The 18,468-nt window shown below is 44.5% G+C and carries 19 protein-coding genes; 1 reads left to right on the top strand and 18 read right to left on the bottom strand.

Annotated features, from left to right (window positions below):
- Positions 1-149: 149 nt before the first annotated feature.
- The 14 genes from murA to LCM09_RS17035 form a co-directional block, all read right to left on the bottom strand.
- Positions 150-1,472, bottom strand: coding sequence for a UDP-N-acetylglucosamine 1-carboxyvinyltransferase (murA, locus tag LCM09_RS17100; RefSeq protein WP_224884388.1), 1,323 nt, complete (start codon positions 1,470-1,472; stop codon positions 150-152).
- A 29-nt stretch (positions 1,473-1,501) separates the two neighbouring features.
- Entirely contained in the window at positions 1,502-2,248 is a 747-nt protein-coding gene (locus LCM09_RS17095; protein WP_224884386.1) for a YwmB family TATA-box binding protein, read from the bottom strand.
- Positions 2,249-2,360: 112 nt separating this feature from the next.
- Positions 2,361-2,594, bottom strand: coding sequence for a DUF1146 family protein (locus tag LCM09_RS17090; RefSeq protein WP_224884384.1), 234 nt, complete (start codon positions 2,592-2,594; stop codon positions 2,361-2,363).
- A 195-nt stretch (positions 2,595-2,789) separates the two neighbouring features.
- Positions 2,790-4,316 carry an NADH-quinone oxidoreductase subunit NuoN gene (gene nuoN / locus LCM09_RS17085; RefSeq protein WP_224884382.1) on the bottom strand — a complete coding sequence of 509 codons (1,527 nt, stop codon included), beginning with the start codon at positions 4,314-4,316 and terminating at the stop codon, positions 2,790-2,792.
- A 4-nt stretch (positions 4,317-4,320) separates the two neighbouring features.
- Positions 4,321-5,811, bottom strand: coding sequence for a complex I subunit 4 family protein (locus LCM09_RS17080; protein WP_224884380.1), 1,491 nt, complete (start codon positions 5,809-5,811; stop codon positions 4,321-4,323).
- Positions 5,808-7,664, bottom strand: a complete 1,857-nt coding sequence (gene nuoL / locus LCM09_RS17075; RefSeq protein WP_224884379.1) for an NADH-quinone oxidoreductase subunit L — start codon at positions 7,662-7,664, stop codon at positions 5,808-5,810. Before nuoL ends, LCM09_RS17080 begins: the two co-directional genes overlap by 4 nt.
- 16 nt (positions 7,665-7,680) lie before the next feature.
- On the bottom strand, positions 7,681-7,995 hold the full coding sequence (gene nuoK / locus LCM09_RS17070; protein ID WP_224884377.1) for an NADH-quinone oxidoreductase subunit NuoK: 315 nt from the start codon (positions 7,993-7,995) through the stop codon (positions 7,681-7,683).
- 2 nt (positions 7,996-7,997) lie between these two features.
- Positions 7,998-8,504, bottom strand: a complete 507-nt coding sequence (locus LCM09_RS17065; RefSeq protein WP_224884375.1) for an NADH-quinone oxidoreductase subunit J — start codon at positions 8,502-8,504, stop codon at positions 7,998-8,000.
- The gene (nuoI, locus tag LCM09_RS17060; protein ID WP_224884374.1) at positions 8,501-8,920 is read right to left on the bottom strand and encodes an NADH-quinone oxidoreductase subunit NuoI; all 420 of its coding nucleotides are present in this window, start codon (positions 8,918-8,920) and stop codon (positions 8,501-8,503) included. The genes LCM09_RS17065 and nuoI overlap by 4 nt, the downstream gene beginning before the upstream one ends.
- Before the next feature lie 34 nt (positions 8,921-8,954).
- Positions 8,955-9,962 carry an NADH-quinone oxidoreductase subunit NuoH gene (nuoH, locus tag LCM09_RS17055; protein WP_404800855.1) on the bottom strand — a complete coding sequence of 336 codons (1,008 nt, stop codon included), beginning with the start codon at positions 9,960-9,962 and terminating at the stop codon, positions 8,955-8,957.
- Positions 9,959-11,059 (bottom strand): NADH-quinone oxidoreductase subunit D, encoded by a 1,101-nt coding sequence (locus tag LCM09_RS17050; RefSeq protein WP_224884370.1) that lies wholly within the window; start codon positions 11,057-11,059, stop codon positions 9,959-9,961. The genes nuoH and LCM09_RS17050 overlap by 4 nt, the downstream gene beginning before the upstream one ends.
- 2 nt (positions 11,060-11,061) lie before the next feature.
- Positions 11,062-12,144: an NADH-quinone oxidoreductase subunit C gene (locus LCM09_RS17045; protein WP_224884368.1), complete on the bottom strand. Its 1,083-nt coding sequence runs from the start codon at positions 12,142-12,144 to the stop codon at positions 11,062-11,064.
- Positions 12,141-12,659 carry a NuoB/complex I 20 kDa subunit family protein gene (locus LCM09_RS17040; RefSeq protein WP_224884366.1) on the bottom strand — a complete coding sequence of 173 codons (519 nt, stop codon included), beginning with the start codon at positions 12,657-12,659 and terminating at the stop codon, positions 12,141-12,143. The genes LCM09_RS17045 and LCM09_RS17040 overlap by 4 nt, the downstream gene beginning before the upstream one ends.
- A complete protein-coding gene (locus LCM09_RS17035) occupies positions 12,650-12,979 on the bottom strand; it encodes an NADH-quinone oxidoreductase subunit A (RefSeq protein WP_263623055.1) in 330 nt (109 codons plus the stop codon). The genes LCM09_RS17040 and LCM09_RS17035 overlap by 10 nt, the downstream gene beginning before the upstream one ends.
- A 165-nt stretch (positions 12,980-13,144) precedes the next feature.
- Between LCM09_RS17035 and LCM09_RS17030 the strand changes: the two genes are divergently transcribed.
- Entirely contained in the window at positions 13,145-13,642 is a 498-nt protein-coding gene (locus tag LCM09_RS17030) for a YbgA family protein (protein WP_318246531.1), read from the top strand.
- Between the two features lie 8 nt (positions 13,643-13,650).
- Here the strand turns inward: LCM09_RS17030 and LCM09_RS17025 are convergent, their stop codons facing one another.
- The 4 genes from LCM09_RS17025 to atpA all read right to left on the bottom strand — a co-directional run bounded on the left by LCM09_RS17025 (position 13,651) and on the right by atpA (position 18,455).
- Positions 13,651-14,055, bottom strand: a complete 405-nt coding sequence (locus LCM09_RS17025; protein WP_224884361.1) for a F0F1 ATP synthase subunit epsilon — start codon at positions 14,053-14,055, stop codon at positions 13,651-13,653.
- 246 nt (positions 14,056-14,301) lie between these two features.
- On the bottom strand, positions 14,302-15,714 hold the full coding sequence (gene atpD / locus LCM09_RS17020; protein ID WP_224884359.1) for a F0F1 ATP synthase subunit beta: 1,413 nt from the start codon (positions 15,712-15,714) through the stop codon (positions 14,302-14,304).
- 318 nt (positions 15,715-16,032) lie between these two features.
- Positions 16,033-16,896, bottom strand: coding sequence for a F0F1 ATP synthase subunit gamma (locus LCM09_RS17015; RefSeq protein ID WP_224884357.1), 864 nt, complete (start codon positions 16,894-16,896; stop codon positions 16,033-16,035).
- Between the two features lie 50 nt (positions 16,897-16,946).
- The gene (gene atpA, locus LCM09_RS17010) at positions 16,947-18,455 is read right to left on the bottom strand and encodes a F0F1 ATP synthase subunit alpha (RefSeq protein ID WP_224884356.1); all 1,509 of its coding nucleotides are present in this window, start codon (positions 18,453-18,455) and stop codon (positions 16,947-16,949) included.
- Positions 18,456-18,468 lie beyond the last annotated feature (13 nt).

Raw genomic sequence — 18,468 nt, 5'->3', positions numbered from 1 at the left:
AGCTAGGTGAAGGAGAGTTTTTTTTATATTACTAACGTCAAATTTCGAAAACACATATCTCAAATTATAAACCAATAAAAAATGCCTGTAGAGGAACATGGGGTTCCTCTACAGGCTGACCGTAGCTCAAGGCTACGGTTTTCTTCGATTTATGCTAACTTCGGTTTAACATCCGTTTCTTCAGTAACTTCTTCAGAAGCATTCTCAGTTTCTTCAAGGTTGACGCGTTCTACGTCAGCTCCAAGAGCTGCAAGCTTCTCAGCAAAGTTAACATAGCCACGATCTAAGTGCTTGAGTTCATCTACTCGAGTATAGCCGTCTGCAACTAGACCAGCTAAGATAAGAGCAGCTCCGGCACGGAGATCTGTTGCTGATACTTCAGCACCTTGTAGCTTTGAAGGTCCTTCGATAATAGCAGCACGACCCTCGATCTTGATGTTCCCATTCATGCGACGGAATTCTTCAACGTGCATGAAGCGATTTTCGAATACTGTCTCAGTAATCACACTTGTACCCTTTGCTTGAAGCAAGAGTGCCATCATCTGTGACTGCATATCCGTAGGGAAACCAGGGTGCGGCATTGTTTTGAGATCTACTGGCTTCAGCGTTTCAGGACCGATGATTCTAAGTCCATTTCCTTCTTCAGTAATCTCAACTCCCATTTCCTCCATCTTAGCAATGAGAGGGCGTAGGTGTTCAGAAACAGCGTTCTCTATAAGAACATTTCCGCCTGTAATCGCAGATGCTACCATAAAAGTACCTGCTTCGATGCGATCTGGAATGACGGAGTGTTCAGCACCGTATAACTTCTCGACACCTTCGATTCGAATTGTACCTGTTCCTGCGCCTCGTACTTTCGCACCCATCGCATTTAGGTAATTCGCTAGACAGACGATTTCAGGTTCTTGAGCAACGTTTTCTAACGTCGTTGTACCTTCAGCAAGAACTGCTGCCATCATGATGTTTTCTGTAGCTCCAACACTTGGGAAATCAAGGTAAATCTTAGCGCCTTGAAGTCTTCCTTTAATAGAAGCTTCGATAAAACCATTTCCGATTTGAACCTCAGCACCCATTGCTTCAAATCCTTTAAGGTGCTGATCAATTGGTCTTGATCCGATTGCACAACCACCAGGAAGTGCGATGCGGGCATGACCCACGCGGGCCAATAATGGTCCCATAACTAGAAACGAAGCTCTCATTTTGCGTACTGCTTCAAAAGGTGCTTCTGTTTTTAGTGGTTTTGTTGCATCTACATGAATCGTATTTCCATTTATCTCTGACTCAACGTTCAAATAACTTAAAACTTCGCTAATCGTGTGTACATCTGAAAGGGCTGGCACATCTTTTAATGTGCTCGTTCCTTCATGTGCTAAAACAGATGCTGTGATGACGGGCAAGACTGCATTCTTTGCTCCCTCGACTCTGACAGAGCCAGTCAGTCTCCTGCCACCTCGGACGATGATTTTTTCCAACGTATTCCCCTCCGCGTCCAATTTGTATATTAATATTCAGTCGTAATTATCGGTGTGCCAATTGTGACGGTAGTTGCACCGCCCAATCCTGTATCTCTTAATGCTATCTGTAAATTCATTCTCTGGTTGTTCGTTGTGATATTTGCTTTCCACTTCTTATGGTATGCGGAAAGTGATACAAACGTCTCTTCATTGACAGATTCAACTTTCGAGGCTTGAAATTCGCTTAAAAGCTTGTCCGCCTCTTTGTACAAAACAATGTTCATTTTATCATCTTTCACCCCTTTAAAACAAGTGAAGTCAGGGGCATCTTGCTGGAAAAATTGTGTCTTTTGTGACTTATAGTGTTCGTAAGCTGTTCGCCATTCCTCCTGGTGAAATCCGGAGACTTCCATATTATAAATAAGATAAGAGCTATTACGACCATTCTCCGGATACGTGATAAGGGTCAGTGTATCTTTGATCCCCTTGTTAGAATCCAGTTTTGTTCCAATGATCTTTACGATACCATCGTCTTCTTCGCTCTCAGTCCAGTTGTAGCCTGGTGAAAGGTCTTGAAGCTCCGACGTAGTTAGTCTCTTCCCTCGGGATTTACTTTTAAAACCCATTTTTTCTTTTGTGTGTAGGGACCAACTTTCAATCGTGACATCATTGGCTATTAAAACGTTCGCAATCTCGGCTGTCTTTGCTTCCGTATCTTCTTCAAACGTTACTGATGTACCATTCGAAAAGCTTCCAAGAAGCAGCACTGACAGTAAACCGATCATTAGCTTCATCTTAAACCCTCTCCCCGTTCAGGTCTCTTACTTTCATTGTGACCATTAAGGGCGGGCGCATACATGGAATTTGTAGTCATTAACCGACAAATTCCATTTGCTGTTGTGAGAGTTAGAATAAGTATTGTAGGCGGATGGACCAGTTGTAGTAATCGAGAAAGAAGCTGCTAGTGAGGGAACCGATGCTAATGGTAAGGAGTATCATGAGGACTTTGGCTTGTGGACTATTCGGCTTCTTTACAAATACATCGAAGCGAACAGTTTGCAGCGCCCACCAAGTGATCAATAAGAACACTAGATGAATGAAAATCGAAAAGATCGATTGCTGCGCAAGTGCTTCTGTCATCTTTTTACCCCCTCTCATTTGCACACTCGTACCAATTTCTATTTGCTTATTATAAAAGATATTTTACTTAATGAATATCGGACTTTAACCCCATAAATATAAGTTCTAATCTACATTTTAACATCAAATTCGACAATATTTTTATTTTTTCCTAAATCACAACAAAAAACCGCAATCCCTGTAAGACTGCGGTACTTATCGATTAAACATTTCCATGAAATGAAAGTAGTCCTGAATAAACGTTAAAGCCGTTGATGGAAAGATGCCGAGAACAAGTGTGGCTGTCGCTGCGATGGTTAGAACAGCCGTGATTCCACCAGAAACAGTGATCGGCTTCTTATCTGTAGGTCTGAAATAAATTTGAACAAGTAGCCCAAAATAATACACATATGAGAGGACTGTTCCAAGAAGCATGGCTCCAGTTAGAAAATATCGTTTCGGTTCTGTTCCAAGAGCACTCATAAATATTTCGAATTTCCCAATGAATCCTGCCGTAAACGGAATACCTGCAAGAGATAATAGAAAGATCGTCATTGCGATACCGATAAATGGGGAACGTCTAAACATCCCAGCAAACGAAGCGATCGTCACATCTTCTGTTTCTTTCGTAACAGCGTGAATGACCGCAAATGCCCCAATATTCATTAAGAGATAAGCCATTAAATAAAACCACACTACTTCAAAAACCATTTCCGATAACGCTGCAAAAGGAATAAGGAGATACCCTGCATGAGCGATACTCGAGTATGCAAAAAGACGTTTTGCATTCAGCTGTCTAAGCGCGATTAGATTCCCAATTAGAATTGTTAAAATCGCTATAATCCCAATATATGGGCGAACGGATACGAGTAACGATTCATAACTCATTCCGTCTGGTGTAATAACTTTTCCTGTTCCTGGTGCGAAAACAAACGGTACCATAAGCACTCGAAGGATGATGGCGAACCCGGCTGTTTTTGATACTACGCTAAGAAAAGCTGTGATAGGGGTTTCTGCTCCCTGATACACGTCAGGTGCCCACATATGAAATGGTGCTGCCGCGATTTTAAAAACAAGTCCGATAAAAATCATAAGAAAAGCAAAGACGACGAGAAAACGATTATCTGCTACGATGTCTCCAGTCATTGCAGACTGAATCGCATATAAATTTGTTTCTCCTGAAAGACCGTAAAGATAGCTCATCCCGAATAGTGTGATGGCCGTCGCAATCCCCCCGCTAACGAGGTATTTAAATGCAGCTTCGTTAGCAAAATGATTTGTTTTTCTTATTCCTACGAGAATATATGAAGATAAGCTCAGTAGCTCAAGACCAACAAATAACGTGATAAGATCTGCGCTCGAAGCCATCATCATCCCGCCGAGTAGCGCTGTTAAAATCAGATAATAGTATTCACCTCTCACCTGCTTTAACTCATCTGGCGCTGGAAGCCCTAGCAACAGTACAAGACCGGTCCCAATCAGCATCAAGAGCTTAAAGGCTTTCGCAAAGGAATCGAGTCGGTACGTTTCATTTAGAATCGAAACGACGCCATTGTCAAACTGAAGAAAGAGAAAGATCAATGCTAACCCAACACCTGTAAGCGCGATCCACACGAGCATCGTACGGTCTTTCTTCTTATTCATAAACAGATCGATCAGGGAGAGCGCTACTGCTGTAATCAGTATGATAAATTCAGGCATCATACTACCCCAATTGAATTGCATCAATGTCGACATATCCATTCCTCTAACCCCCTATCCCAATCGTTCCGAGCGTGCTAGTCAGTATTGCTGGGTATACACCGATCCAGATGATCATGATGAGTAAAACGCTTGAGGAAACGAGTTCAGTTGCAGTGAGGTCTGCCTTTCGATCAAACGACGGCCGCCTTTCACCAAAAGTCACAGCGAGAACTGCACGGAGTATATACACAGCCGTTAAAATAATCCCTATTACGCCGATTGCTCCGATCACAGGCATCGCTTTAAACACACCAAGGAATGCGAGAAACTCACTAATGAAGCCGCTCATACCTGGTAATCCTAGCGATGCAAGTCCGGCCGCTAAAAAGAAGCCCGCAAATAACGGCGTCTGACTCGCAACCCCCCCAAGCTCGTCGAGTCTCGTTGTGCCAAACCGGTCTACGATGACACCGATTAAAAGAAAGAGTAGCGCAGCGATGAGTCCATGTGAGATGGTTTGAAAGATCGCTCCCTGTACCCCAGCACTATTGAATGAAGCGAGACCAAGCAATACGATTCCCATGTGTGAAATGGAAGAGTATGCGAGTAGAGCACGAAGTTCCGTTTGGACGAAAGCGATGAATGCACCATATAGAAGATTGATCAGTCCAAGTATAGCTAGAACCACTGCCATGTCCTGAAGCTGTTCTGGAAAGAAACCTCCACCAAAGCGAATCAACCCATACGCCCCTATTTTTAATAATACACCTGCATGGATCATGACGACTGCGATCGGCGCTTCTACGTGAACGCGAACCATCCAAGAATGAAGGGGAACGATCGGTAGTTTTGTGCCGAATGCAACAACGAGTAGGACCAACAGCCACATTCTCGCGTCATAAGAGAGATACTCTAGTGAATCCGTGTCCTTCAACATCAATGTTAGTTCCGTAATATTCGTTGTACGCAATTCAACGAATAGCGTAATGATCACAACAAGAAGCAACACAGATCCTATGCCATTGTAGATTAAGAATGAAAAGGCAGCGCGTTCCTTGTGAAACCCTCCCCACCTGCCGAGAAGTAAGAATGTTGAGACAAGAGTAATCTCAAAAAACAGGAAAAAGAGAAACAAGTTTTCACTAGAAAAAACGCCAAGTATACCAAGCTCAAGCGCTAGGAAGATGATAAAAAATCCTTTCAAACCATCCTTCATTCGATGCGCTGTAAACGAAGCGAGAAACGTGATGAGTGCCGTTAGAAATAAAAACAGAACGGATAATCCAGTGACGCCAAGCTCAAAGGAAATGATGTATGGCTCGTTCGGACTAATCGATGTCATCAGTTCGAACCATGTATGAGACTGCTGTAGCTGCACGCCCTCAATGCCTCTTTCAAATAGAGAGAACACGATGATCGTGAGAAGAAGCGGTAATAAGGTGGATAACGTTCCAATCCATTTTATTGAGTGATGTTTAGGAGACATGAAGCAAAGTAAGATGATTCCTAAGAGAGGTGAGAATACGAGCAATGTCAGTAAGTATGACTCGGTCATTGGAAATACCCCCCTAATGCCGCGATAACGAGTAGTACGATAACGAGACCCGAGAACGCGACAGCACCATAGGTCTGCACTTGTCCCGACTGAACCTTCACACCCGTTTTGCCGAGTTGTGTAACGACTCCCCTCATTGCAGCCGCTGTCCCTTCTACGATAAAGCGATCAAAATAGCTCCAGAAGTAGCTGAAAACAAAGAGTCCTTTTACAAAAACACCTTGGTAGATTTCATCTATATAATATTTTCGATCTAAAACCTGGTGAACTTCCTTTATCGATCCATACAGCCAATTATGTGGAACGCTTTGTTTCACGTACATAAGCCAGGCAAGAGCGATTCCGCCTATCGACAAGGCACTTGCAAGAATCGGTATCCATAGCGGCGCTTCGACCGAACTGAAAATGACCGGATACGGTGTTGTTTCAAGCCAATCACCAAGAAAGGTTCCGAACCAGTGTGTCTGGATGAATCCTGAAAACACCGCAAGGACTGCAAGTACAGCCATTGGAATAAGCATTGTGCGCGGTGATTCTTTTGCCCCTCCTTTCCCTTCTCCAGCAAACACAAGAAAGTAAAGACGGAACATGTAAAAAGAGGTAAGAAACGCCGTGAAGAGGGCTAAACCGAACAGAATATAGCGTTCATCGCTAAAAGCAGAAGCAAGGATTTCATCTTTACTAAAGAATCCTGAGAAAAGCGGAAAACCAGATAGCGCTAAACTTCCTAGAAGAAAAAGGAGTGCTGTTCCTTTTAGCTTCTTACCTAAACCACCTAATTTGAGAATGTTTTGCTCATGTGCTGCATGAATCACGCTCCCTGCAGCAAGGAAAAGCAGTGCTTTGAAGAACGCGTGAGTCGTGAGATGAAAGACAGCTGCTGTATATCCTGCTGTTCCAAGCGCTAGCATCATGTAACCAAGCTGGCTGATGGTAGAATATGCGAGAATTCGTTTGATATCGTTTTGGACGAGCGCGATGGTGGCTGCAAAGATAGCCGTTACACCACCGGTAATGGCAACCGTTGTCATCGCAGCCTCTGAAGCTAGGAATAGAGGAAACATGACGGCAACAAGATAGACGCCAGCTGCTACCATCGTCGCAGCATGGATGAGGGCAGATACCGGTGTCGGACCTTCCATTGCGTCCGGCAGCCACGTATGAAGCGGGAATTGACCGGACTTCCCAACCGCTCCTACAAATATCAGAATGGCTATTATGGTTATCATTGTAGGCGTTATAGCACCAGATTCCGCTGCACTGAAAATGCCGTCTAATTCGAGCGTACCTGCTTGCCAGTAAAGCAAGAAGATTGCAACAAGCAACCCTACGTCACCGATTCTTGTTACGATGAAGGCTTTCTTAGCGGCTGCCTTCGCTTCAGGCTTATAGAAATAAAAACCTACTAATAGGAAGGAACATACTCCTACGAGCTCCCAGAAGAAATAAATCTGCAGGAGATTTGGAGACATAACGAGCGCGGTCATCGAAAAAGTGAAAAGTCCTAAATATGCGAAAAACGTCGCGATCCGCTCGTCGTCCTCCATGTAACCGATCGAATACATATGTACAAGAAAGCTAACGAGGGTCACAATGACCAGCATGAGAGCATTCAGCGGATTCACTTCGAACCCAACAGTTAATGTGATCGCATCGATCGAAAGCCAATTGGCTTCTACAAGGTAATTCCCCTCCTGAAAATGACTGAAAAGAACTATGAGTGAACCAACAAAAGCAGCGCCAGAAAACAGGGTACCAACGATGCCAGCTTTTTTATAAATGACCGGCCTGGTAAACAAAATGATTAGAAAGGACAGAAGTGGTAGAACCGGAATCAGCCAGACATAACCCATTTATAACCCCCCTTTGCTACTTTTTTAAGGTATTCATTTCATCGACATTAACCGTTCCCCTATTGCGGTACAGCGCGATAAGAATGGCAAGACCTACTGCTGCTTCTGCAGCTGCGACGGTAATGGTGAACAGAGAGAATACCTGCCCACGAATGGAAGCACCTACGCCGTATTTTGCGAACGCAACAAGGTTTATGTTCACGGCATTTAACATAAGCTCAATTGAAATCAAAACAATTACGGCATTTCGTTTCGTCAGAGCGCCATAGAGTCCCATACAGAAAAGTAACAGTGCCGTAACAAGATAAGCCGAAAGCGGAATTGAACTCATGGCTACTCACCCTCCTTCGCATCGTCTCTTTTTGCGAGGATCACCGCTCCAACGAGTGCTACGAGTAATACGACTGACACAAGTTCAAAAGGAATCACATACTCGGTGAAAAGCATGATTCCGATTTGCTCGGTATTGTTTTCATGAAGTGTTGTGGCTTGGCTCCCTAGCGATAGATTTTGGATCGCGGAAAACATGATTAGAAAGAAAATAGCTATTCCTGAGAGGACGATACCTTTCTTAGCAAAACTTGTTTTCTTCTCCTCATCAGAATGCTTCGTGAGCATGATGCCAAACAGCATGATGATGGTGATTGCCCCTGAATAAATTAGAATTTGGACCACAGCTACAAACTCCGCTGCTAGGGTCACGTATAGCCCTGCTATTCCGAGAAATGTAAGAACGAGCGCCATCACCATATGAACGACCTTTGATAGATTGAGCATAAATAGAGCACCTGAAATCGTGATTAGAAAGAGAATGACAAAGACGATCAGCTCTCCGTTCATACTTTGTTTTCCTTTCTCAGGTTCGTATCGTTTTCATCTAGCCACTCAAGATTCTTAAACAGATCGTCTCTACTATATGAAGCAAGCTCGAAATTGTTTGTCATGATGATCGCTTCTGTCGGACACACCTCCGTACAGAGATCACATAGTATACAAATTTCAAAATTAATATCGTACGTATCGATGATCTTTCCTTTTTTCGAAGGGTCTGGATGACTCTTTCCAGTTAATGTGATGCAATCCGTCGGGCAGATCGCTGCACACTGGTTACAGACGATGCATTTTTCAGGATAAAACTTCTGAATGCCTCGAAATCGATCTGGCATTTCGAGCGGTTTTTCTGGATAGCCATACGTTACTTTTTCCTTCGTTAGGTTCTTAAGGGTGTAAGCTAACCCTTTCGCTAGTCCTCGCATGTTTTGCTTCCTCCCTTTTTAAACCGAGTCCCGTTTAAAATGAACGGAATAGTTCGATCAAAATGGTCGTAATAAAAATGTTAGCCAACGCAAGTGGAAGGAGAACCTTCCATCCGAACGTCATCAATTGATCTGCACGTAGACGTGGAAACGTTGCTCTGATCCAGATCATGATGAACACGATCGAAATGAACTTGAGAGCAAACCATATAAATCCGGGCACAAAATCTAAGAACGGAATTGCTTGCCAGCCGCCTAGAAAGAGAATGGTTGTTAGCGATGCCATAGCAAAGAGGTATACATACTCTGCGAGCATGAAAAATGCCCACCTGAAGCCTGAATATTCAACATGGTAACCTGCAACGAGCTCTGACTCCGCTTCTGGTAAATCGAACGGTGTTCGATTGAGCTCAGCTACAGAAGCGATTAGAAAGATGAAAAATGCTAGCGGTTGCTTGAAAAGGAACGCAACGTTTTCCTGAGCCATGATGATGTCGTTTAAATTAAGTGAACCTGTAAGCAGGACGATTCCTATAACACTCATGACGAGCGGAATTTCATAAGAAATCATTTGAGCAGCGGAACGCATGCTTCCGAGTAGCGCGTATTTATTGTTCGAAGCCCATCCACCAGCCAGAATACCAATCGTCGAAATTCCTGAGATCGCAATATAATAAAGCAATCCTACTCCGATATTCGCAAATGTAATCCTTTCGGTAAAAGGTAAAACAGCAATGACAACAAAAGCAGGTGCAAACGCGATAACAGGTGCGATGATAAAGAGCGGACGATCAGCATCTCTTGGGATGGTATCTTCTTTTAGGAGTAGCTTTAGAACATCTGCAACGGTCTGAAGAAGTCCGAAGCGCCCACCAACTCGATTCGGTCCGTGCCTTAGCTGCATGAATCCTAACACTTTTCGCTCTGCTAAGATCGCGTAAGTCACAAATCCGAGCACGACCATCAGCATCGCTGCACCAGCAAGGAAAAAGCCTCCTGTTTGCCAGTATCCTGGTGTGGAAGTGAGCCATTCACTCATCAACCATCCACCTCCCCAAGAACGATATCGATGCCTCCTAAGATTGCGATCAAGTTTGATATGTTTTCTCCTTCAAGAAGTTCAGGAAGGATTTGTAGGTTATAAAAGGACGGACGGCGGAACTTTAGTCGGTAAGGTTCCTTTTTCCCTTTGGATGCTATGTAACAGCCGATTTCTCCGCGGGGAGATTCAATCCTTACGTACGTTTCTCCAGCAGGAGGTTTGATGATTCTAGGCACCTTTGCCATAATCGCCCCTTCTTCTGGGATTTGAGCAGCGGCCTGCTCAACGATCTTTAGTGCTTCTTCGATTTCACCCATCCGGCACTTGTATCTAGCCAAGGCATCTCCTTCATGAAAGACGGGAACGTCGAAGTTGAATCGATCATAGATGGAGTATGGCTCATTTTTCCTAAGATCCCAGTCAACGCCTGTACAACGTAAGTTCGCGCCGCTAAGAGAATAAGAGAGTGCTGTTTCTCTTGAATACGTTCCGACTCCTTTTATTCGTGCCATGAAGATTTCGTTACCAGTGACGAGGTCGTGATAACCTGCAAGCTGCTCTCTCATGTACGGAACAAACTCACGTACCTTTGTGAGCCATCCTTCTGGAGCATCCCACTTCACCCCGCCTACTCTCATGTAATTAAATGTGAGGCGCCCTCCAGATATTTCATTCAGTAGATTAATAATGACTTCTCGCTCTCGAAACGCATAGAGGAAAGGACTCATCGCCCCAATATCAAGTAGATACGTACCGAACCAGACAAGGTGACTCGCTACTCTCCCAAGTTCCATCACGATCACTCTTAAATACTCAGCTCGCTCAGGGAGTTCCATCGCCATCATTGTCTCTACGGCGTGGCAAAGAATATAATTATTCGTCATCGCAGCGAGATAATCCATTCGATCTGTATATGGAATAATCTGCGTGTATTGAAGGTTTTCAGCAATCTTTTCCGTTCCCCTGTGAAGATATCCGATTACAGGGGTTGCTTCTTTGATCACTTCTCCATCAATCTTGAGAACGATGCGAAACACACCATGTGTACTGGGGTGCTGCGGACCTACATTCAAAAGCATTTCCTCAGTACGAATCATCGTTACACCTCCACATCGTACGGCTCGTAATCTTTTCTAAGTGGGTGACCGACCCAGTCGTCTGGCATCATGATCCTCGTCATATTTGGATGCCCTTCAAAAACGATTCCCAGCAGATCGAACGCTTCTCGTTCTGGCCAATTCGCTCCAGTCCAGAGCGGGGTGATCGACTGAATTACAGGCTTTTCTCGATCGATCTTCACTTTCAAAGCAACGCTCTGATTATTTTGATAGGAATAGAGATGATTGTAGATTTCCATGTGCGTTTCAAAGTCGGTTCCATGCGTTTCTGATAAGTAATCAAACGCCAGTAGCTCATTGTATTTCAGAAACTGCGCTAGTTTAAAATATGAATCGATCTTCGCAACGAGCGTCGGTACATCTTTGGCAAGACGATTGATGTAGGCATCCTCCAATAGATCGTCGCCTAGATTTTCTCTGATAATCGCGAGATAACGGTCAAGAATCGGTTGGTTCAAAGAGGGCTTAACCTCTTCTGGTTCCTCTTCTTTCTCTTTCGCTTTTGCCTTAGCAGCAGCGGCGGCTTTTGCTTTCGCCTTTGCAGCTGCGACAGCTTTCGCTTTTTCATCATCGCCAGTACCTGACTTCTTCTTCAATGCAGCTGATTTTGCTTTCGCAGCAGCAACCGCTTTTGCCTTTTCGTCAGGGTCCTGCTCTTTTTTCTTCCTTAACGCGGCAGCCTTCGCTTTCGCTGCCGCGACGGCTTTTTTCTTTGCAAGGTCTGCGTCTGTATCTTCACCCGGAGCGGCTTCTTTCTCCCGCTTCTTCTTTAATGCTTCTGCCTTCGCACGAGCGGCGGCGGCCGCTTTTGCTTTCTCATCCGCTCCCCCAGCTTGCTCTAGTTCTTTCTTTTTCTTCAGAGCCGCTGCTTTTGCCTTTGCGGCTGCAGCAGCTTTCTTTTTCGCAAGATCAGCATCTTCTTCCTTTGGAGCTTCTTTTTCTTGGTCAGCTTCTGCCTTCTTTTCTTCACGAGCTTTTCTTAGTTCAGCTGCTTTCCGTTTCGCTTCCTCGACTGCTTTCCGCTTCTCTTCAGCTAAATCATCCGTACGTGATTCATCCGTCATTTATTCGTCACCCGCTTTCCGGTCTTCGCTTCGTAACGAATTTTTTCCTGTAGTTTATTGATCCCATAGATAAGTGCTGCCGGATTTGGTGGACAGCCCGGTATGTACACATCAACCGGTACGATCTGGTCAACTCCTTTCACGACGGCATAGGAGTTGATATACGGTCCTCCTGCAGTCGCGCAGGACCCCATCGCAATGACCCATTTTGGTTCTGGCATCTGGTCGTAAAGGCGCTTAAGTACTGGTGCCATTTTCTTTGTTACTGTCCCAGATACGATCATGACGTCTGACTGTCTAGGAGAGGTTCGAAAAAATGTACCGAAACGATCAAGGTCATAGTGTGAAGCGCCTGAACCCATCATTTCAATCGCACAACATGCGAGGCCGAATGTGAGGGGCCAAAGTGAATTACTACGCGCCCATGACTTCACTTCCTCAAGCGTTGCGAGAAAAACGTTCTGTTTCATTTCCTCGTATTCTTCTGGCGTTATATCTTCCAACCTTATATCCATTTCAACACCTTCTTTTTCCAAGCGTAGATTAACCCGATTAGAAGCATCACGATGAAGATCATCATTTCAATAAATGCAAAAAAACCGAGTTTCTGATAGGCCACTGCCCACGGGTATAAGAAAACGGTTTCTACATCGAATATGACAAATAGCAGTCCAAATAAATAGTATCGGACGTTATACTGTATCCAGCTTTGATGGAACGGCTCAATGCCGCTTTCGTAAGTTGTTTGTTTTTCTGCGGTAGGCTTATTGGGGCGGAGGAATTTCCCGGCTGTGAGTGCAACAATAGGTAGTAAGAGACTAAGAAGAAGGAACATCAATACCAGGAGGTAACTATTTTGGTACACGTTAAGCGAATCACCCAAACAGGATCTCTCCTCTCGTCATGCGGTTGAAATTACTACTCTCGTATACTAATTCAACACTTTTGCCTTTATTCTTGCTTTTCTGGAAAAGTTTTTTTAAAATTTCGAACAGAGGTGATGCTTATGTCAGACAAGGAAATGAGAAAAGTGACCGAGAAGCTCTGGGCAAAGAATAAATACAGCGTGATGGCAAAAGGGTATGAACACTACAAACACGTTTCAAACGTTTTGAAAGAAGCACAATCTGTAGAAGAACTCTATGATATCTATGTTCTAATAGGAGAATCAATACGGTTGCCCTATACTAAAAAAGGTATGCGGACGACCCTAGAGCATATGTGGGGTTATTTTAAAAACCGTGCGGATAAGGACGAGAAGCGCGAGTTTTTTAGATCGATGAATGAAATTCTAGATGGAGAAGGAGAGCTTTCTGAAGAACAAATAAAACTCTTAAAAAATCCGGTGACACACTTGGTGAATAAATACCCTTCAGACTATATCAGTCAAAGTCATTTTATAAGAGGTGATGTAGGGTGGAACGTTTTGTTTGAAGGGAAAGACTACGTGGGTATAACAAAAGAAGATTATAAAAAAGCATCAGAGAGTAACCTCTGATGCTTTGCTTATTTTTTCGTCGCAAGATCCAGACGGTTGATCGCACGCTTAAGAGCTAGCTCTGCACGGCTAAAATCAACATTATCCTGCTTTGCCTGGTTAAGGCGCTGTTCTGCTCTTTCCTTTGCTGCACGAGCGCGTTCCACGTCGATTTCAGAAGGATTTTCTGCAGATTCAGCAAGGATTGTCACTTGCTTTGGTCTTACTTCAACAAACCCACCGCTAACGGCCAGTACATGAGTATCAGCTCCATGCTTGAAGCGAACTGCATTAATGGTAAGAGGGGCAACAAGCGGAATGTGACCAGGTAAAATGCCGAGCTCACCGCTCTGCGCTTTTACACTGACTAATTCAGCTTCCCCTTGGTATACCGGGCCGTCAGGGGTGACTACACTGACTTCCAATGTATTCATCGTACCCCTCCCTGGGTCTTATTGATAGAGTTATGGGAATGGCTATTGAAGGGTGACATGAGGCGGAAAGCTATTCACCCAAGATACTTAATGTATTCGGAGATGATAAAGCTTCCTCTGTTGCTCCATGTCTAGCTGCGGCTCCTAGGTCCTTCGTCACTTCACCTTTCCACTGAAACGCACAAATCGCGTTCCTGCGGAAAGCCTCCAGTGCCGGCGGACCTGACCAGTCGCCTCCGCTTTTCTTTATGCCATTTGTTCTGCTTTTTCTACTACTTCTTCAATTCGACCAACAAGACGGAATGCATCCTCAGGGATGTCGTCGTGTTTGCCTTCTAGGATTTCTTTGAATCCTTTGATTGTTTCTTTAACAGGTACGTAAGAACCTTTTTGACCAGTGAACTGTTCAGCTACGTGGAAGTTCTGAGAAAGGAAGAACTGAATACGACGTGCGCGTGAAACAGTTAGTTTATCTTCATCAGAAAGCTCATCCATACCTAGGATTGCGATAATATCTTGAAGCTCTTTGTAACGCTGTAGCGTTTGCTGTACTTCACGAGCAGTGTTGTAGTGTTCGTCACCAACAACTTCTGGAGAAAGTGCACGAGAAGTCGAAGCTAGTGGATCCACCGCTGGGTAGATACCTTGCTCAGATAGCTTACGCTCAAGGTTAGTCGTTGCATCAAGGTGAGCAAATGTTGTTGCAGGAGCCGGGTCAGTATAGTCATCGGCTGGTACGTAAATTGCCTGAATGGAAGTTACGGAACCTTTGTTAGTCGATGTAATACGTTCCTGAAGTTGGCCCATCTCAGTTGCAAGTGTCGGCTGGTAACCTACTGCTGATGGCATACGGCCAAGCAATGCGGATACCTCAGAACCTGCCTGAGTAAAGCGGTAAATGTTATCGATGAAGAGTAGAACGTCTTGTCCTTGCTCATCACGGAAGTATTCTGCCATTGTAAGACCAGATAGAGCAACACGCATACGTGCACCTGGTGGCTCGTTCATCTGACCGAATACCATTGCAGTCTTCTTGATAACTCCGGAATCTGTCATCTCGTAGTAAAGGTCGTTACCTTCACGAGTACGCTCACCAACACCTGCGAATACGGAGATACCGCCGTGTTCTTGTGCGATGTTGTTGATCAGTTCCTGGATAAGTACTGTTTTACCTACACCTGCACCACCAAACAGACCGATCTTACCACCTTTTACGTATGGAGCGAGAAGGTCTACTACTTTGATTCCTGTTTCTAGGATCTCAGTAGATGTTGCAAGGTTTTCAAATGTAGGAGCTTGACGGTGAATAGGGTCACGACGAATGTCGGTATCAAGTTCTTCATCAAGGTCAATCTTTTCTCCTAGTACGTTGAATACACGTCCTAGTGTAATATCTCCAACTGGAACGGAGATAGGTGCACCTGTATCAATCGTTTCAACTCCACGGACAAGACCATCTGTTGAACCCATCGCTACGGTACGAACAGAGTCATCGCCAAGGTGAAGCGCGACTTCAAGCGTAAGATCCATGCTCTTTTCGTCATTGGATTCCGCTTTATAGTTAACTGTAAGGGCGTTGTAGATTTCTGGGAGCTTGCCGCTCTCGAACTTAACGTCTACAACCGGACCCATAACCTGGGTAATAAATCCCTTGTTCATCCTGTTCCCTCCTAACTTGCTGTAAGTGCTTTTGAAAGTGATTCTTTCAAATAGCAATTCTGCTTTTAACTAGTGTTGTCTAGCTACACGAGCCAAATCCTACGGCTGTTTCACCCATTCGATTGAGACACAAATCGTCTCATTCTCATGGCCTCTAACACCCTACGGATTTAAACGGCTCGTTCCGCTTTTCTAATGTCCAGCTACAGTGGCCAGCCCCTCGATCGCTTCACCTTTCAATCTGAACACAAAAATCGTGTTCATTTTGAAAGCCTCCAGCGCTTTTCGGGCCTAAACGGCCACTTTCGCTTTTCGTTATTATTCTAATGCCGCTGCACCACTAACAATCTCAGTAAGTTCCTGAGTGATTGCAGCTTGACGCGCACGGTTGTAAGAAAGTGTAAGGTTGCCGATGAGGTCGTCTGCATTGTCAGTCGCACTTCTCATCGCTGTCATACGGGATGCGTGCTCTGCTGCTTTTGCATCGAGAAGCGCTCCGTAGATCAAGCTTTCAGCATATTGAGGTAGAAGGACTTCAAGAATTTCTTCTTCAGAAGGCTCGTATTCGTAGCTACTTAACGATTTTCCTTCACCTGTATCAATATCCGTTAACGGAAGAAGTTTCTTCTCCGTTAGATCCTGCTGAATGGCACTTACATAGTGGTTATAGTACATGTAAAGCTCATCAAAGGCACCATCTTCATACATCCTAACCGTTCTGGATGCAATGTCTTTAATGTCTGCAAAGGAAGGCTGATCAGCAAGACCAACAATGCTTTCCACTACAGGCATATCGCGTTTCTTAAAGAAGGAAAGACCCACTTTACCAACTACGATGATGGCATACTCGTCTTTGGAGCTATGACGTTCATTGATTGTTCGATAGACATGGCGTAGTACTGAGCTGTTATAAGCTCCTGCAAGTCCGCGGTCTGAAGTGATGACTACATAACCTGTTTTCTTCACTTCACGGTTTTCAAGCATCGGATGACTAACGCCGCTTGATCCATTAGCAATGCTAGCTACAACGTCTTGAATCTTCTCCATGTAGGGAACGAATGACTTTGCATTCATTTCTGCACGGTTTAGCTTCGCTGCTGAAACCATCTGCATCGCTTTTGTAATCTGCTTAGTTTTCTTAGTCGATGTAATTCTCGACTTAATATCGCGTAAAGATGCCACTCATTTTCACCACCTTTTAAGCTGGCCGCGGCGTTTCCGCCGCATCCCTCTTATTCAGAAACTGCGAAGCTCTTTTTGAATTCTTCGATTGCACCGTTGAATTCTTTTTCGTCTGGAAGAGCTTTTGTTTCACGAATTGTATTGAATAGATCTTTCTTATTGTGTTCGATCCAAGTCATCATTTCTGATTCGAAACGCTGAATGTCTTCAACAGGAATATCATCAAGGAATCCACGAGTTAGTGCATATAGAATAGCAACTTGCTTTTCTACTGCTAGTGGCTTGTTAAGTCCCTGCTTCAGTACTTCAACTGTACGTGCACCACGGTTTAGCTTCGCTTGAGTTGCTTTATCAAGGTCAGAGCCGAACTGAGCAAATGCTTCTAGTTCACGATAAGATGCAAGGTCAAGACGGAGTGTACCGGCAACCTTCTTCATCGCTTTAATCTGAGCGGAACCACCTACACGGGATACGGAAAGACCTGCGTTAACCGCTGGACGTACACCCGAGAAGAAGAGGTCAGATTGAAGGAAGATTTGTCCATCAGTGATGGAGATTACGTTTGTTGGGATATAAGCTGATACGTCACCAGCTTGTGTTTCGATAAATGGAAGGGCTGTAAGTGAGCCTCCTCCTTTTGCATCACTAAGCTTCGCTGCACGCTCAAGTAAGCGGGAGTGAAGATAGAATACATCCCCTGGATATGCTTCACGACCTGGAGGACGACGTAGCAATAGGGAAAGTTCACGGTATGCAGAAGCCTGCTTTGTTAAGTCATCGTATACAACAAGAACGTGCTTGCCGTTATACATGAAGTCTTCACCCATCGTTACACCAGCATATGGTGCTAGGAAAAGAAGTGGAGCCGGCTGAGATGCAGAAGCCGTTACCACGATTGTGTAATCTAGTGCACCCTGCTTACGAAGTGTTTCAACAACACCACGCACCGTAGATTCTTTTTGCCCGATCGCAACATAGATACAGATCATATCTTCTTCTTTTTGGTTAAGAATTGTATCGATCGCAATTGAAGTCTTACCAGTCTGACGGTCACCGATGATCAACTCACGCTGTCCACGTCCGATTGGAATAAGAGAGTCAATCGCTTTGATTCCTGTTTGAAGAGGCTCATGTACGGATTTACGATCCATTACACCTGGAGCCGGACTTTCGATTGGGCGTGTTTTCGAAGTACCTAGTGGACCCTGTCCATCAACAGGCTGTCCAAGAGGGTTAACGACACGGCCAAGAAGCTCTTCACCAACTGGAACCTCCATAATACGGCCAGTACGACGAACTTCGTCACCTTCACGGATATCTGTGTAAGGTCCAAGAATAATGATACCTACGTTATTTTCTTCCAGGTTCTGAGCCATACCCATAACACCATTTGAAAATTCAACTAGTTCTCCTGCCATCACGTTATCAAGACCGTGGGCACGAGCGATACCATCACCGATTTGGATAACGGTACCTACATCATCAACTTTAATATCAGCTTGGTAATCTGAGATTTGTTGCTTTATCAGAGTACTGATTTCTTCAGCATTGATGCTCATGCATATTCACCCC

The sequence above is a fragment of the Guptibacillus algicola genome (genome assembly GCF_020171805.1).
Lineage (GTDB): Bacteria > Bacillota > Bacilli > Bacillales > Guptibacillaceae > Guptibacillus > Guptibacillus algicola.
This window is presented reverse-complemented; position numbering and strand designations above follow the sequence as displayed.

Excerpts from the sequence above, each read along its gene's own strand:
- LCM09_RS17040 (WP_224884366.1), bottom strand. The coding sequence starts at position 12,659 with ATGGATATAAGGTTGGAAGATATAACGCCAGAAGAATACGAGGAAATG.
- LCM09_RS17045 (WP_224884368.1), bottom strand. The coding sequence starts at position 12,144 with ATGACGGATGAATCACGTACGGATGATTTAGCTGAAGAGAAGCGGAAA.
- LCM09_RS17050 (WP_224884370.1), bottom strand. The coding sequence starts at position 11,059 with ATGATTCGTACTGAGGAAATGCTTTTGAATGTAGGTCCGCAGCACCCC.
- LCM09_RS17095 (WP_224884386.1), bottom strand. The coding sequence starts at position 2,248 with ATGAAGCTAATGATCGGTTTACTGTCAGTGCTGCTTCTTGGAAGCTTT.
- atpD (WP_224884359.1), bottom strand. The coding sequence starts at position 15,714 with ATGAACAAGGGATTTATTACCCAGGTTATGGGTCCGGTTGTAGACGTT.
- nuoL (WP_224884379.1), bottom strand. The coding sequence starts at position 7,664 with ATGGGTTATGTCTGGCTGATTCCGGTTCTACCACTTCTGTCCTTTCTA.
- LCM09_RS17065 (WP_224884375.1), bottom strand. The coding sequence starts at position 8,504 with ATGAACGGAGAGCTGATCGTCTTTGTCATTCTCTTTCTAATCACGATT.
- nuoI (WP_224884374.1), bottom strand. The coding sequence starts at position 8,920 with ATGCGAGGACTAGCGAAAGGGTTAGCTTACACCCTTAAGAACCTAACG.
- LCM09_RS17030 (WP_318246531.1), top strand. The coding sequence starts at position 13,145 with ATGCTTATGTCAGACAAGGAAATGAGAAAAGTGACCGAGAAGCTCTGG.
- LCM09_RS17025 (WP_224884361.1), bottom strand. The coding sequence starts at position 14,055 with ATGAATACATTGGAAGTCAGTGTAGTCACCCCTGACGGCCCGGTATAC.
- LCM09_RS17080 (WP_224884380.1), bottom strand. The coding sequence starts at position 5,811 with ATGACCGAGTCATACTTACTGACATTGCTCGTATTCTCACCTCTCTTA.
- atpA (WP_224884356.1), bottom strand. The coding sequence starts at position 18,455 with ATGAGCATCAATGCTGAAGAAATCAGTACTCTGATAAAGCAACAAATC.
- LCM09_RS17035 (WP_263623055.1), bottom strand. The coding sequence starts at position 12,979 with ATGTTCCTTCTTCTTAGTCTCTTACTACCTATTGTTGCACTCACAGCC.
- nuoN (WP_224884382.1), bottom strand. The coding sequence starts at position 4,316 with ATGGATATGTCGACATTGATGCAATTCAATTGGGGTAGTATGATGCCT.
- nuoK (WP_224884377.1), bottom strand. The coding sequence starts at position 7,995 with ATGAGTTCAATTCCGCTTTCGGCTTATCTTGTTACGGCACTGTTACTT.
- LCM09_RS17090 (WP_224884384.1), bottom strand. The coding sequence starts at position 2,594 with ATGACAGAAGCACTTGCGCAGCAATCGATCTTTTCGATTTTCATTCAT.